Origin of the sequence: Candidatus Palauibacter sp. (assembly GCF_965261555.1) — a bacterium.
In the GTDB taxonomy this organism is placed as follows: Bacteria; Gemmatimonadota; Gemmatimonadetes; order Palauibacterales; family Palauibacteraceae; genus Palauibacter.
The window spans coordinates 622,749-635,342 of sequence record NZ_OZ253465.1; the positions used below are offsets into that span (position 1 = coordinate 622,749).

At 66.5% G+C, this 12,594-nt stretch carries 14 protein-coding genes and 9 tRNA genes; 8 read left to right on the plus strand and 15 right to left on the minus strand.

Features of this window, described 5'->3' with window-relative positions; genetic code table 11:
* Positions 1 to 33: 33 nt before the first annotated feature.
* Both ACQY5G_RS02645 and ACQY5G_RS02650 read right to left on the minus strand, forming a co-directional pair.
* The gene (locus ACQY5G_RS02645; protein ID WP_428276740.1) at positions 34 to 1,263 is read right to left on the minus strand and encodes a hypothetical protein; all 1,230 of its coding nucleotides are present in this window, start codon (positions 1,261 to 1,263) and stop codon (positions 34 to 36) included.
* Positions 1,263 to 2,450 (minus strand): 6-bladed beta-propeller, encoded by a 1,188-nt coding sequence (locus tag ACQY5G_RS02650; protein ID WP_428276742.1) that lies wholly within the window; start codon positions 2,448 to 2,450, stop codon positions 1,263 to 1,265. The genes ACQY5G_RS02645 and ACQY5G_RS02650 overlap by 1 nt, the downstream gene beginning before the upstream one ends.
* Before the next feature lie 153 nt (positions 2,451 to 2,603).
* Here ACQY5G_RS02650 and ACQY5G_RS02655 point away from each other — a divergent pair, with 153 nt between their 5' ends.
* Both ACQY5G_RS02655 and ACQY5G_RS02660 read left to right on the plus strand, forming a co-directional pair.
* Positions 2,604 to 2,849 carry a type II toxin-antitoxin system Phd/YefM family antitoxin gene (locus ACQY5G_RS02655; RefSeq protein WP_428276744.1) on the plus strand — a complete coding sequence of 82 codons (246 nt, stop codon included), beginning with the start codon at positions 2,604 to 2,606 and terminating at the stop codon, positions 2,847 to 2,849.
* Positions 2,846 to 3,259, plus strand: coding sequence for a type II toxin-antitoxin system VapC family toxin (locus ACQY5G_RS02660; RefSeq protein ID WP_428276746.1), 414 nt, complete (start codon positions 2,846 to 2,848; stop codon positions 3,257 to 3,259). Before ACQY5G_RS02655 ends, ACQY5G_RS02660 begins: the two co-directional genes overlap by 4 nt.
* 43 nt (positions 3,260 to 3,302) lie before the next feature.
* Here ACQY5G_RS02660 and ACQY5G_RS02665 read toward each other — a convergent pair whose 3' ends face one another.
* The gene (locus ACQY5G_RS02665) at positions 3,303 to 3,884 is read right to left on the minus strand and encodes a VanZ family protein (RefSeq protein ID WP_428276748.1); all 582 of its coding nucleotides are present in this window, start codon (positions 3,882 to 3,884) and stop codon (positions 3,303 to 3,305) included.
* Positions 3,885 to 3,998: 114 nt separating this feature from the next.
* Here ACQY5G_RS02665 and ACQY5G_RS02670 point away from each other — a divergent pair, with 114 nt between their 5' ends.
* The 3 genes from ACQY5G_RS02670 (at position 3,999) to ACQY5G_RS02680 (ending at position 5,736) form a co-directional block, all read left to right on the plus strand.
* Positions 3,999 to 4,223 carry a type II toxin-antitoxin system Phd/YefM family antitoxin gene (locus tag ACQY5G_RS02670; protein WP_428276750.1) on the plus strand — a complete coding sequence of 75 codons (225 nt, stop codon included), beginning with the start codon at positions 3,999 to 4,001 and terminating at the stop codon, positions 4,221 to 4,223.
* On the plus strand, positions 4,204 to 4,572 hold the full coding sequence (locus ACQY5G_RS02675) for a type II toxin-antitoxin system VapC family toxin (RefSeq protein WP_428276752.1): 369 nt from the start codon (positions 4,204 to 4,206) through the stop codon (positions 4,570 to 4,572). The genes ACQY5G_RS02670 and ACQY5G_RS02675 overlap by 20 nt, the downstream gene beginning before the upstream one ends.
* A gap of 132 nt (positions 4,573 to 4,704) precedes the next feature.
* The gene (locus tag ACQY5G_RS02680; RefSeq protein ID WP_428276754.1) at positions 4,705 to 5,736 is read left to right on the plus strand and encodes a hypothetical protein; all 1,032 of its coding nucleotides are present in this window, start codon (positions 4,705 to 4,707) and stop codon (positions 5,734 to 5,736) included.
* Between the two features lie 64 nt (positions 5,737 to 5,800).
* On the opposite strand, the gene ACQY5G_RS02685 is transcribed toward ACQY5G_RS02680, so the two are convergent.
* The 12 genes from ACQY5G_RS02685 to ACQY5G_RS02740 all read right to left on the minus strand — a co-directional run bounded on the left by ACQY5G_RS02685 (position 5,801) and on the right by ACQY5G_RS02740 (position 10,360).
* Positions 5,801 to 5,873 (minus strand) — tRNA-Lys (locus ACQY5G_RS02685).
* A 60-nt stretch (positions 5,874 to 5,933) separates the two neighbouring features.
* Positions 5,934 to 6,006 (minus strand) — tRNA-Ala (locus ACQY5G_RS02690).
* A 64-nt stretch (positions 6,007 to 6,070) separates the two neighbouring features.
* A tRNA-Glu gene (locus ACQY5G_RS02695) sits at positions 6,071 to 6,142 on the minus strand.
* Between the two features lie 28 nt (positions 6,143 to 6,170).
* Positions 6,171 to 6,245 (minus strand) — tRNA-Arg (locus ACQY5G_RS02700).
* A 26-nt stretch (positions 6,246 to 6,271) separates the two neighbouring features.
* Positions 6,272 to 6,343, minus strand: a tRNA-Thr gene (locus ACQY5G_RS02705).
* A gap of 2 nt (positions 6,344 to 6,345) precedes the next feature.
* Positions 6,346 to 6,418: transfer RNA gene (locus ACQY5G_RS02710), tRNA-Trp, on the minus strand.
* A 42-nt stretch (positions 6,419 to 6,460) separates the two neighbouring features.
* Positions 6,461 to 6,533 (minus strand) — tRNA-Phe (locus tag ACQY5G_RS02715).
* 36 nt (positions 6,534 to 6,569) lie between these two features.
* Positions 6,570 to 6,642 (minus strand) — tRNA-Asn (locus ACQY5G_RS02720).
* Positions 6,643 to 6,717: 75 nt separating this feature from the next.
* Positions 6,718 to 6,791, minus strand: a tRNA-Met gene (locus ACQY5G_RS02725).
* Between the two features lie 36 nt (positions 6,792 to 6,827).
* Positions 6,828 to 8,531, minus strand: coding sequence for a gamma-glutamyltransferase (gene ggt, locus ACQY5G_RS02730; RefSeq protein WP_428276756.1), 1,704 nt, complete (start codon positions 8,529 to 8,531; stop codon positions 6,828 to 6,830).
* Positions 8,532 to 8,650: 119 nt separating this feature from the next.
* On the minus strand, positions 8,651 to 8,878 hold the full coding sequence (locus ACQY5G_RS02735) for a hypothetical protein (protein WP_428276758.1): 228 nt from the start codon (positions 8,876 to 8,878) through the stop codon (positions 8,651 to 8,653).
* Positions 8,879 to 9,205: 327 nt separating this feature from the next.
* Positions 9,206 to 10,360 carry an AAA family ATPase gene (locus ACQY5G_RS02740; RefSeq protein ID WP_428276760.1) on the minus strand — a complete coding sequence of 385 codons (1,155 nt, stop codon included), beginning with the start codon at positions 10,358 to 10,360 and terminating at the stop codon, positions 9,206 to 9,208.
* 255 nt (positions 10,361 to 10,615) lie between these two features.
* Here ACQY5G_RS02740 and ACQY5G_RS02745 point away from each other — a divergent pair, with 255 nt between their 5' ends.
* From ACQY5G_RS02745 to ACQY5G_RS02755, 3 genes are read left to right on the plus strand one after another with little or no spacing between them, the layout of a single operon-like run.
* The gene (locus ACQY5G_RS02745; protein WP_428276762.1) at positions 10,616 to 11,194 is read left to right on the plus strand and encodes a cob(I)yrinic acid a,c-diamide adenosyltransferase; all 579 of its coding nucleotides are present in this window, start codon (positions 10,616 to 10,618) and stop codon (positions 11,192 to 11,194) included.
* Positions 11,194 to 12,057 carry an alpha/beta hydrolase family protein gene (locus tag ACQY5G_RS02750; protein ID WP_428276764.1) on the plus strand — a complete coding sequence of 288 codons (864 nt, stop codon included), beginning with the start codon at positions 11,194 to 11,196 and terminating at the stop codon, positions 12,055 to 12,057. The genes ACQY5G_RS02745 and ACQY5G_RS02750 overlap by 1 nt, the downstream gene beginning before the upstream one ends.
* A 5-nt stretch (positions 12,058 to 12,062) precedes the next feature.
* Positions 12,063 to 12,587, plus strand: coding sequence for a YybH family protein (locus ACQY5G_RS02755; protein WP_428276766.1), 525 nt, complete (start codon positions 12,063 to 12,065; stop codon positions 12,585 to 12,587).
* The last annotated feature ends 7 nt before the right edge of the window (positions 12,588 to 12,594 follow it).

Sequence of the window (12,594 nt, forward strand, 5' to 3'; positions counted from 1 at the left end):
AGCCGTGCGTCGTTGTGGCCGGATGCGTTTCGACTACGGCGGGGAGAAGCGGAGCCGCACCACGCGCTGGACATCGAACTCCATGCGCTGGACGCCGAGGGCCACGTCCCCGCTCACGCCGCCCAGCGACAGGTCGATTCCCCGGAGCCACTCGGCGGTGAAGAGCATCTCTCCATCGGGGTCGTACACGTGCGCCCTCAGGACTTCGTCCGCCTCCGCCCAGGCGAGCCGCACCCACAGCCGGCCGTCCTCGTCGTACCACATGTCTCCGACCGGCGGCTTCCGCTCCGGCATCTCGATCGAGGGGAACTCGATGAGGACCTCCGACATGCCCTCCCGGATCTCGTCCAGTCGACCCTGTTCGAGGTTTGCTTCCGCCTCGGTGATCAGCGGACCCGCAATGTCTCGGCGGATCTCTCGGCGCACCTCCCCATCCTCGTCAAAGAGCTGTACCACGTACTCGCGCGTGTAGAGGTGGGCAGCCCGTCCGTCAGGCGAATGCACCAGGATATTGCGGTTGGCGAAGGGAGGCGGGATCGCCATCTCCCGCGGACCCCAGATCCGATGGCGCCAGATCATCTGGGGCCAACTCGTGTCCCCGAGATCCCGTTCGGGAATCGTGACCCGCCGGCGCACGCGTCCCTCCGGCCCGATCTGCACCTGCTGCCGGTCGGCGTCGATCTCCCCTTCGTCATCGAGATAGTAGTAATCCACCGCCAGGATGAGGCCGGTCGGCCCGGCGAACATCGGGCGCAGGCAGTTGGTCGTCCTGCTCACATTCGTGGTGGTTCCGTCCGCCGTCGTGATCCGCCGCGCTTCATCGGGGGGCAGCACATCCCGGACGTAGTCGGCGCCTTCCTCGCGGATGTCGAACACCTTGTACGAATCCCATGCATCGATCCAGAGGCGGCCGTCCGGATCGAACACCAGCCCGCAGACGGTCTGGCGGATTTCTCCCGGCCCTTCACCCGACCTCGTCACCTGGAACAGGTATCGACCATCCGGCCCGTACCCGCGAACGTCCTGTGCGCCGCGGTCTCCCACGTAGATCCGTCCGTCGGCATCGCGCGTCAGCGCGCCGATGTTCTCGAACAGGTATTCCGCATCGCCCTCGATGACGCCGATCGCAAGATCGATTTCGCCACGCCGGATCGGCTCCTGTCCGCTGGCGGGCGGCACGGCCAGGGCGATGACGACCGCAGGGAGCGCGATGTCCCTCCACCGACCGCGCTTACCGGCGCGGATTGGCGCGCTCTGCCGCATCAATCGGGGCGAACGAAGTCGTAGCGAACGATGTACGGGATGTCGAGTTCGTCCTCCTCGACGAACCAGGCACCGTCAAGATCGCCAGCCACCAGCCGCGCTCCCTCCGGTGTCTGAAACCGTCCGAGCGGCTCACCCGCGCCGTCCAGCACTTCCCACTCGAATTCCTCTTCGCCGATACGCAACTCGAGCCACGTCGTCTCGTCGGCACCGGCGTGAATCCTCTCGACGGGCGGGAAGAAATCCAGACGACCAAAGGCCTCCCTGAGCGCCCGGCGGTACTCTCCGAGGTCCGCGGTAAACGAGTCTTCTCCGTCCTCCGTAAACTCATCTACTTCGCGAGCGAGGAACGCGTCGGAAATCGGGATCGGTTCATAGCTGAACTGTCGTGCGAAGATCGTGTCGGCATTCAAGTCGAACCGAATCACGCGGTAGGTGTGGAGACCTCCCCGGGTCGCCGATCTGCGGTGTACGAGAACGAATCCCGAACCGTCCGACGGCATGTTCCAGAGGCTCGCGTCGCGCACGGGCAGGATGACGTATGACCGGATCCGCGGACGTATCCCGTCCTTGATTTCGGCAGAGCTGGGGACGCGCTCCCACGTGGCTACAGTGTCCCGCAGAACCCCCTCCCCATCCAGCCTGAAGATGTGTTCGCTCCGAAACTCGCCGGAACTGGCCCAAGGCTCCGCGAAGGACTCGCCCATCAACAGCGAACCATCCGCCAATCCTGCCAGCCGGGTGAACCTCGCGCCGGGCATGGAGGGTTGCATTCGCACGGTGAGAGAAGACGCGTACTCGTAGTCCGCGTCGAAGTACGTGAGCCGCTGTCGGTCCGCCGCCCATACAGCATCTTCCCGGGCCCCGATTTTCCCGAGGCTGCGGAACTCTCCGGGTCCCTCGCCTCGGCGGCCGATGAAGCCGACGAATTCACCCTCGTCGGTGAACACCCGGATCCGGCTTTCCTGTGGCTGGTCTACATAGAGCCGACCGCCGGCAACGGCCACTGAACCGACCCGGGTGAGGCCCCTCTCCTCGTCCATGGCATCGCCGATGACGACCGAGCGCCCCAGCGTCCAGCGTTCCGCTTGCGGAGCAGCCGGGTTAGGCGTCAACGCGGCCAGCACGACTCCCACCGTCAGCAGCAGCACCCAGCGGCAGAACTCCCGCCTGTAGGTGTTCACCATGGACCTTCCGTTGAGGGGCGGTTGAGACTTCTTCCCTAAGAACGCTTACAAAGCGTGATTCGAGACCCGCCGGAGGAAGCATGTGTTGCGGCCTGCCGCTAAATTGTACAATTATTATGTACATCTTTTGATGACGGAACCAAGGACATGACGATGACGCAGACCGTTGGTGTGGCTGTGTTCCGGAAGACGTGCGCGAGTCTGATTGCACAGGTGAGCGAGGGACGGGAACCGATCACGATCACCAGACATGGTCGGCCCGTCGCGCGGCTAACGCCCGTGCCTCCACCCGACGACGGCGAAGAGCCGATCATTGGAGCGCTGAAGGGATCCGTGTTGGGCTACGATGATCCTTACGCGCCGGCCGCCGATCCGGCGGAATGGGATGCCGTGCGGTGATCGTCGTCGATACTCATGCACTGATCTGGGCCATCCAGGGAGATCAGAGACTGGGTTCGGCTGCGACTCGCGCGATCGAAGGGAACGGGCGGGAGGGTCGTGTCGGGGTGTCCGCCATCACTCCGTGGGAGATCGCCCTCCTGACCGAGAGGGGACGGCTGCGTCTCGATCGAGATGTCGCCGAGTGGATCGACGCCGTCCTCGAGCTGCCCGCCTTCCGGCTCCTGCCCATTGAACCCGCGATCGCCGTGGGGAGCGTACGTCTGCCGGGCGCCTTCACGTCCGATCCCGCCGACCGGCTGATCGTCGCCACCGCTCGCCACCACGGGGTCCGGCTGCTCACCGCCGACCGGACGATACTGGACTACGGAGCCGCCGGACACATCCGCACCGTGGACGCGCGACTCTGATCGACGCCGGCTTCCGGGCGGGAGCCGGCCAAAATCCACGGGACTACCTCGAGGGACCGAACCTCCCGAGCCGGCGGCGGAGCCAGCGAAGGCCGACGCTCGGCCCCACCGCGATCACGCTCGCCAGCAGATCGAACCCGATGTCGAACCAGTCGAACGTGCGGCTGGGCAGGAAGAACTGGATGCACTCGTCCACCACGCCGACCGCCGTCGTGACCGTGATGGCCAGCACGGCCGGTACCGGGACGCGCCACCCCCGGGCCTTTCGTTCCACGAGGGCCTCGTGGATGATGAGCGCCAGCACCGCGTACTCGATGAGATGGGAACGCTCCGCCGCGGCGATGCCGCGCGCAAAGCCGATGACGGCAATCGCCGCGACGCCCAGTGCGAAGCCCACTTCCACGCCGCGCGACCGCTCCCTCAGCCCCTGAACCAGGATCATCACGCCGATGAGAAGCATGCCGGCGCTGAACATGGTGGGCGTGAGTTCGATGAGCCCGCTCTCGCGCAGCGCGTCGGCCAGCGTTCGCACGAGATCGGCCATCGTGTAGATCGCCACGACCACCGCCAGCGCCCACAGCCACAGGCGCCTCTCCCGGTTGGACGAGAATCGAGATTGGGGCATCGGTCCACTCCGCGATCCATCGGCGCGAACCGCCCGTTGCGCCTGCCTGCGTAGACATGGACATGAAAAACGACCGGTCATATTATATGTCCATATCGGAAGGGGGGCCAGCCGATGAAGACCATGGGTGCGGCAAAATTTAAGGAGCGCTGTCTGGCGCTGCTGGACGAACTTGGACCGGAGGGTTTGGTGATTACGAAGCGGGGCAAGCCGGTCGCGCGCGTACTCCCCTACGATCAGGAGTTCGCGAGCTTGATCGGAAGCTTGCGGCACAAGATCAACGTCCGGGGAGACCTGCTCAGCACGGGAATCAAGTGGGATGCCGATGCTGAACCTTGATACACACATCCTGATCCATGCTATCGAGGGCAGGCTCGTAGCTCGGGAGGAGGCGCTGCTGGCCCGCAACCGATGGTCGGTCTCGGCGATCGTCTTCTGGGAAATCGCGAAACTCGTCGAGTTGGGACGTATCGATGTGGACCTCGACGACCGGGAAGTGACGAGTGCGCTGAGCCGTCTTCATGTCTGGCCGCTCGACCTCCCGGTGGCTCGTGCCTCGACCCGGCTCGACTTCCGGGGCGATCCGGCGGACGAGATCATCGCCGCGACGAGCGTTGTGCACCAGATTCCATTGGTCACCCGAGATCGCGTCATTCGCGGATCGGGTGTCGTACCGCTGGCCGTGTAGTGCTCGAATACGGAGAGATCGTCGATGAGGATGCATGGCGGAAAATCGGTGGCCCTGGGAGGCATGGTGGTGGCTTTTTTGGGGTCGCCGGCAACAGGCGCAGCAGTCGAACGAATCGAATTGCTGCATGTTGTGTTCGGGCAAGACCAGGGCAGCGTGCCGCGCACGCCGGACGGGCGACCGGACCTGCAGGGGAACTGGACGAACGGGACGATCACGCCCATCGAGCGGCCCCAGGGGTTCGAGGCCGTGCTCACGCCCGAGCAGGTCGCCGAGATCGAGGGCGGCCGGCAGGAGTGCATCGAGGCCCACTCGCAGCTCAGCGACCCCGAGCGCGGCGCGCCGGCGGCCGGCGGCGTCTCCCTCGGCTGCGACTTCGTGCTCGACGCGGCGGCCGGAGGCACCGGCGGCTACAACGTCTTCTACCTCGACCGGGGGGATCAGGTCGCAGTCGTGAACGGAGAGCCGCGCAGTTCCCTCATCATGACTCCCGAGGACGGCCGTATCCCCGGGCGCACGCCCGAAGCCCGGCAGCGCCTCGGCCAGCTCATGGCCGCCCGCGGCCGGCACGGCGAGTTCGACAACCCCGAGAACCGGCCCCTCTCCGAGCGCTGCATCGTCTCGTTCGGGTCCAACGCCGGACCTCCGATGCTCCCCAACTACTTCTATAACAACAATTACACCATCGTGCAGACCCCGGACCACGTCGCGATCATGACGGAGATGGTGCACGACACCCGCATCATCCCGATCGGTGCCGCTCCCGACGCCGGGGAGACGGGCACGGCGGACGAGGCCGACGGTCCGTCACCCTTCCCCGACGCGATTCAGCCCTGGTTCGGAGATTCCCGCGGCTGGTGGGAGGACGACACCCTCGTCATCGAGACGACGAAGCTCAACCCGCAGCAGTTCACCGCCTACCGCGAGTTCTTCGGCGCGAGTCCGAACATGAAGATCACGGAACGGCTCACGCGCGCCGACGCGAACACGATCACCTACGAGTTCCTGATCGACGACCCGGACACGTGGGAGAGCCCGTGGGGCGGCGAGGTCCCGTTCGTGAGGATGGACGACCTCCTCTACGAGTACGCCTGCCACGAGGCGAACTACGCGCTGGAGAACGTCCTGCGGGGCGCGCGGGCGCAGGAGCGGGACAACCCGTAGGGCGCGAACGGACAACGGGGGAGCGCGGCGGACCGGTGGGACGAAGGCGCTGAAACGGAGGGAATGCGCCGTCAGGGAGTCGAACCCCGAACCTACTGATTAAGAGTCAGTTGCTCTGCCAATTGAGCTAACGGCGCGTACGACGTCACAACTTCGTGCGCGGACTCGCCTCCGCAAGCCGCCCCGGGTCGCGACGATGGAGCCGAGGGGATTCGAACCCCTGACCTCTGCAATGCCATTGCAGCGCTCTCCCAGCTGAGCTACGGCCCCGCGCTTCAACTTCCACCTTCCGCGAACGAGCTGTCGCCGCTCCCGTCCGCCCTGCTTCCGTCCATACCCCCAAGGGGAATCGAACCCCTATCTCCACCTTGAAAGAGTGGTGTCCTAGCCGTTGGACGATGGGGGCTCGTGCCGCTGTCGTCCCCTGTCTGCCACGCGCCCGCCAGGACTCGAACCTGGGACCCCCGGCTTAGAAGGCCGGTGCTCTGATCCAACTGAGCTACGGGCGCCCGCTATCCCGTTCCAAGCTGCTCCAAGCTCGCGGCGGGATTTGAACCCGCGACCTCATCCTTACCAAGGATGCGCTCTACCCCTGAGCTACGCGAGCGACAGGGGCGGAGGGACTCGAACCCCCAACCGCCGGTTTTGGAGACCGGTGCTCTACCAATTGAGCTACGCCCCTCTGCCGCTTCCCCGCGAACCGGCCGATGGCGGCCCGTGGCAATGGCTGGGGGCGGAGTCGAACCGCCGACACCGGCGTTTTCAGCGCCGTGCTCTACCGCCTGAGCTACCCAGCCCTTTTGGCAGCCCGTGGCAAGAGCCCTGCTGCCCTACTCCGGGGGTGGGATTCGAACCCACGACCTAGTGGTTAACAGCCACCCGCTCTGGCCACTGAGCTACCCCGGATCGTACCCCCGTCCCGCAAAAGGGATCGGAGAACAAAACGCCTCGCCCCGCAGCTTTGCGAGGCGAGGCGAGAGATAGCGGGGGCAGGATTCGAACCTGCGACCTTCGGGTTATGAGCCCGACGAGCTACCAGACTGCTCCACCCCGCAGCGCGACCCGCAGGATACAAACGCATGGGAAAAGTGTCAACCTGCCGTGGCCGATCCTCCGCCCCACCCGCGCGGGTCCGGTCCTCCCCTCAGTCGCCCGGTATCCGGGTCGATTCCGACCGCGTGAAGTTGCGCGACGAACGCGTCGTTCGCGACGTCCAGACCGCGTCCCTCGAGTTCGTCCCTGAGGTGGTGGTACAGTTGCGGCTCCAGCTCGAGCAGGTGGTCCTCCCAGTGCCAGCGCGGGACGGATACCGCCTCCAGCGCCGACATGCCGAAGTCCACCGTATTGCTGATCGTGTGCTGGACGGCGCCGAGGATCCGGGTGCCGCCGGCCGCGCCCGTGACGAGGATGGGCTGTCCATCCCTGAGCACGATCGCGGGCGAGATTCCCGTGATCCGCGCCTTCCCCGGCGCGATGCTGTTCGGTCGGCCGGCCACCGGGTTGAACTGGAACATGCAGTTGTTCCAGGTGAAGCCGAGCCCCTCGGTGACGACCCCCGACGCGGAACCCAGCGTGTGCGTGAGCGCCACGCAGTTCCCGGCCCGGTCCGCCGTCGAAAGGTGCGTCGTGTCCGGCCCTTCGGGCGGCTCCTCCACGACATCGGGCGGGAGCTCGCGCCGGTCGATGAAGCCTCTCAGTTCGGCGGCGCGGTCCTTCGACACCAGGATGTCCGTCGGGTCGTCGATGAACTTCGGGTCGCCGTGGTACCGGCGCCGGTCGATGAAGGAGAGGATCTGGGCGCGGCCGAGCAGTTCGACGTGGTCCGCCTTCCCGTGTTCGAGACCCGGCACGTCGTAGCCCTCGAGAAGGTTCAGGATCTCGATGACCTGCGCGCCGCTGCCCGGCAGCGCGTTCGAGAACACGTCGTGTCCGCGGTACGTGCCGTGCACGGGGTCGTAGACATCGGGCGCGTACGCCTCGAGGTCGGCCATCGTGAGGAGGCCGCCGTTGCGCTCGAAGTCCGCCGCGATCCGCTCGGCGATCTCGCCCCGGTAGACGACATCAGCGCCGCCCTCGGCGATGAGTTCGAGCGTGCGGCCGTAATCGGGCTGCACGAGCCGTTCCCCGGCCCGCCACGGCACACCGTTGTTGAGAAATATGCGGGCTGAGGCGTCGGTCGTCTGGACCTTCGTGAAGAACGGAACGACGCCCGAGGACGACTCCGTCCGGGTCGTGAAGCCGCGCGCGAGGGCGCCGGGGATTTCGAAGCCATCGTAGGCGAGCCGGATCGCCGGCTCCACGAGTTCGGCCCACGGCCGCGTCCCGAACCGGCTCCACGCCTCCCACAGCCCGGCGACCGTCCCGGGCGTCACGACGGATTGATAGCCGATCTGGTTGATGTCGCCGCGCACCTTCCAGCGGTCCGCGTGTCCGTAGATCCGCCCCTCGAGCGCGCTCCGGTAGATGTCCGGCGTCGCCCGGCTCCCCGCCCGCCCGTGGAAATCGATGGACGTGGCGCGCCCGGTCCCCGCGTCGTACACGACCATGCACCCGAAGCCGCCGACCCCCGCCGAGAACGGCGTCGTGATGAACTGCGCGAAGGCCGTCGCGACGGCCGCGTCGATCGCGTTGCCACCGCGCCTGAGCGCGCCGACCCCCGCCTCCACCGCGATCGGCCCGCGAGCGACGACGATCCCGCCTCCCGCGTCCGGCGTTTCGGTGTCCGAGGCGCGGGCGGCCCCCTCTTCACGCCCCGGACGGCACGCGCCGAGCGAGCCCGTCGCCGCGGCACCCAACCCCGCCGCCGCCGTCAGGAGGAAGGTTCTCCGCGATTTGTCCGGCCGCCCACCCAAGCTTGAAGCGTCCACAGGTCCGGATTCGGGGCCGTCGGTGCTCACTGGACGTGTCCTTTCCGTCAGAGTCCCAGCATCCCCATCAGCTTCCGCAGTTCCTCATCGTGCCCGGCTGCTCGCCTCAGGTCGGGTAGCCCGAAGCGCCGTTTCAACTCCCGGGAGACCAGCGAACCTTTGTCGTACCCGGGCCACAGTTTCCGCAACTCCGTCTCGGCCTTGCCTGCCGTAACCGCGCGCGTTTCGTGACCCCTGTGCAATCGAATCAGCAAACCCTCGAGTTTCGGCGTCATCAGCACAACCTCGAGTCCCCACCTGGCTGCCGTCGCCCGAGCATCCCGGCCCGCCTTCCGGTCGGTCTCAATGCGATCCGAATCCAGGAGCACCAAGCGCTGTCTGATCGCGCGGCGGTCAGGGTGTCGGCTCAGGCGGCGTCCGGCTTCTTCAACCACCGCCACGGAATCGCCTCCGTTGTCCGGCTTGACGTCCAGGTGGAGATGAAGGCCTTCATCGTCGCAAACGTGCCCGAGAAAGTTGACGAAGGCTCGGTCGCTCTTCCCTTCGACTCCGAAAAACACCACCTGTCTGCGCTGAATCCCACCCCGCCGCCCCATCGCGCTCTAACCAAACTTCGGCAGCCCACCAAGGACGCCGGCTCGGTACTTGGAATACAATCGGACATCACGCCGCAGGCCCTGCACATCCTGAGCACCGTAAACCCGGGTGGCGCCGCTATCGTCCTTCTTGACGATGAAGACTTCTTCCTTTTCCAGATCGTCCAGCAGACCGACGTGATGGGAGGACACCAGCAGTTGCGCATTGCGAGGATTACTCTCGCGAGACCGGAACCAGCTGAGAATCTCCCCCAGCATGTCAACGTGCAGGTCGCCATCGATTTCATCGAGGACGGCCAATCCAGTCACGTCCAACGCAAACCTGATCAGCGGCAAGAGGTGAACCAGACGTCGAGTTCCCCTGGATTCGAAGCCCAGGACCACCGGTGCATCCAGTCCGCTATGCGTGAATTGGACGTACTTCTCGGCGAATCCGTCGGCGATCTCCATCTCTTCAATGCCAAGATCGCTCCGTTGGAGCTGGGCTTCGGCCCATCGCCGAGCGTCTTGGGCAGCTTCCAGCCAACCGATGACGGTTGATGTGTCCGGAGTAAATGTCTCGTTGCCTGAGATGTTGCTCCCGCTAACCAGGGAATCGCCCAGGAAGGCGGCGAAACGGGCCACCACTGGCACATTAAGCAGCCTCAACGTGGCGATGGCGGACCGGTTGCGTTCGACCCCCTTCAGCCGATCGTCGCGAGCCCTCAACCCCAGGTCGCGAGACACGTAGATCTCTGTTCCGGGGGATCGCCGCTCCAGGAGCCTGCGGCGGCGTTCTCTGGGAAAATGGACCAGTGCTTCATAACTCACGAAGAGGTCCTCCGTCCCGTCATCTGCAGGTTGCCGTCCGATTACCAGTTCGTACCGAAACCTCTGAGGGGTCTCGCCCGGCGCCAGGAAATCCCCCTCCCCCTCGATGGAAAACCGGGTCGGCTCCCATCTGGCTTCGTTCGACAGAAAGGGCACCAGGTGGACGGGATTCGTAGGAGACGACACGATTCGCCCGAGATCCACGAGCGCGCGCAACAGAGTCGTCTTGCCCGATCCGTTGGGACCCATGAGTACGGCAACCGTCGGAAGCCGCAGACCAGGCTTGACCGCGCTCGGTCTGAAGCAGGCCAGGTCCGGCGCGGTGCCCGGGATCCGCAGATCGAGGGTCACTTCTTCACGTATCGATCCGTAGTTGGACACTGAGAACGTGTGAATCACACGTACAGAATAACGTTTTTTTGTTGAAAATCAAGATTAGATCGGACGATTGCATGCATCTCGATCCGTCGCCTTCGACCAAATCGGGGATGGGCCGCGCCGACTACTCCTAGGTGGCGGCGTTTCGCCGCGGGCTGTTAAGGTTCGCCCCTCAGCCTGGCGCACGACGCGCGGCATGCGGCCAAACTCCATTACGGCCAATCTCGATTGAAGATATACACGAAAGGCGGGGACGGAGGGGAGACCGGTCTCCTCGGCGGGGCGCGGGTCGCGAAAGACGATGCGCGGGTCGCGGCGTACGGCACGGTCGACGAACTCAACGCCGTGATCGGGGTGGCGCTCGCGCTCGACCCGGAGGGCGCGACGCTTGGCGAGTCCGGGCCGGCGCTCGGGGCCGTCCAGGAGGACCTGTTCACGATCGGGGCCCGCCTCGCCTCCGCGAACCCCGAGCGGTTGCTGCGAAAGGGCACGATTCCCGCGCTCTCCGCCGACCGGATCGACGCGCTCGAGGCCTGGATCGACGCGCTGGACGCCGAGCTTCCCGAACTCGATGCCTTCGTTCTGCCCGGCGGCTCGCCCCTCGCCGCGCAGTTGCACATCGCGCGCACCGTCTGTCGGCGGGCCGAGCGGAGCGTCACCGCTCTCCTCGATGCCCAGCCGGACCTCGCCGAAGTCGTCGTCCCCTACATCAACCGTCTCTCCGACCTGCTGTTCACCCTCGCCCGGGCCGCGAACCGGCGCGCCGGCCGCGAGGACAGGATGTGGCTCCCGCAGCGGCGTCGGTGATGCGCACCCCGTTCCGGCTCACGCCCCCGGGCGCGGACCTCCGCGGCGACTACTGGTCGGACGCGGCTCCCGGCGAAGCCGCCGCTCCCGACGAGGGCGCCGGCGCGGCCAGCGGCGCGGCCATCGTCGTCTGCCACGGCTTCAAGGGGTTCAAGGACTGGGGCTTCTTCCCCCATCTCTGCGAACGACTTGCGGAGCAGACCGGGATCCCCGTCGTCTCCTTCAACTTCGATGGCTCCGGCGTGCGCGACTCGGACTTCGACGACCTGAAGGCCTTCAGCCACAACACCTTCTCCCGCGAACTCTGGGACCTGGAGGCCATCCTCGATGGACTCGCGAGCGGCCGGCTCGGCGACGTGGAGGTCTCTCCGGCCACGCGCTTCGGCCTGCTCGGACACAGCCGCGGCGGCGCCACCTGCATCCTGAAGGCGGGTCTCCGGTCCCAGGTGCGGGGGCTCGTCACGTGGGCCTCGATCTCCTCGGTCACCCGCTACGAGAGCTTCGCCGACCGGTGGGAGGCGGGGGAGACCGTGATCATCCCGAACGCGCGCACGAAGCAGGACATGCCGCTCGAGCGAAACGTGCTCGACGACATGCGCGCGAACCGGGAGCGCCTCGACGTCCTCGCCAGCGCCGCGAGCCTGCGGATTCCGGTCACCGTGGTGCACGGGACGGCCGACGAGTCCGTGCCCTTCAGCGACGCCTGGCGGATCGCCGACGCGGTGGGCGACCTTGCGCGGCTCGTCGGGGTAGATGGGGGAACGCACACGTTCCAGGCCGGACACCCCTTCGCGGGGGCGACGCCGGAACTCGAAGAGGCGATCGACGCCTCGGTCGAACTGTTCACGCGCGCACTGAAATGAGACGAATGACCCGACACCGACCGATCGGGGGGCGAGCTTCGCGGCTCGCGACGGCGATGGCGGTCGCTCTGGCCGCCGGACTCGCGCTGGGGGGCTGCCGCCTTGAGCGACTGGACAGCAACGGCGCTCCCGTGGCGGACGAGGGGCCCGATCTCGCCGAGCAGGTCGCCTCCCTGCTCGACCGGCAGGCGGCGGCGTGGAACGCGGGCGATCTCGACGGCTTCATGAGCGCCTTCTCCCCGTCTCCGACGACGAGCTATATCGGCGCGACGGGGCTCATCGAAGGCTTCGACGGGATTCGGGAGCGATACGCCCCGGGATTCGCGCCGGGCGCGGCGCGGGACAGCCTCCGCTTCGAGGACCTGCGGGTCCGGGAGGTGGATGAGCGGGTCGGCGTCGCGACGGCGCGCTACGTCCTCGAACGCGACGGGACGGTCACATCGACGGGGCCGTTCACGCTCGTCCTGCTGAACGTGGAAGGGGCCTGGCTCATCGTCCACGACCAATCGGCCGAAGACCCGGGAGGCTGACCTGCGG

Excerpts from the sequence above, each read along its gene's own strand:
- ACQY5G_RS02645 (WP_428276740.1), bottom strand. The coding sequence starts at position 1,263 with ATGCGGCAGAGCGCGCCAATCCGCGCCGGTAAGCGCGGTCGGTGGAGG.
- ACQY5G_RS02650 (WP_428276742.1), bottom strand. The coding sequence starts at position 2,450 with ATGGTGAACACCTACAGGCGGGAGTTCTGCCGCTGGGTGCTGCTGCTG.
- ACQY5G_RS02655 (WP_428276744.1), top strand. The coding sequence starts at position 2,604 with ATGACGCAGACCGTTGGTGTGGCTGTGTTCCGGAAGACGTGCGCGAGT.
- ACQY5G_RS02665 (WP_428276748.1), bottom strand. The coding sequence starts at position 3,884 with ATGCCCCAATCTCGATTCTCGTCCAACCGGGAGAGGCGCCTGTGGCTG.
- ACQY5G_RS02670 (WP_428276750.1), top strand. The coding sequence starts at position 3,999 with ATGAAGACCATGGGTGCGGCAAAATTTAAGGAGCGCTGTCTGGCGCTG.
- ACQY5G_RS02675 (WP_428276752.1), top strand. The coding sequence starts at position 4,204 with ATGCCGATGCTGAACCTTGATACACACATCCTGATCCATGCTATCGAG.
- ACQY5G_RS02735 (WP_428276758.1), bottom strand. The coding sequence starts at position 8,878 with ATGACGCCGAAACTCGAGGGTTTGCTGATTCGATTGCACAGGGGTCAC.
- ACQY5G_RS02750 (WP_428276764.1), top strand. The coding sequence starts at position 11,194 with ATGCGCACCCCGTTCCGGCTCACGCCCCCGGGCGCGGACCTCCGCGGC.
- ACQY5G_RS02755 (WP_428276766.1), top strand. The coding sequence starts at position 12,063 with ATGACCCGACACCGACCGATCGGGGGGCGAGCTTCGCGGCTCGCGACG.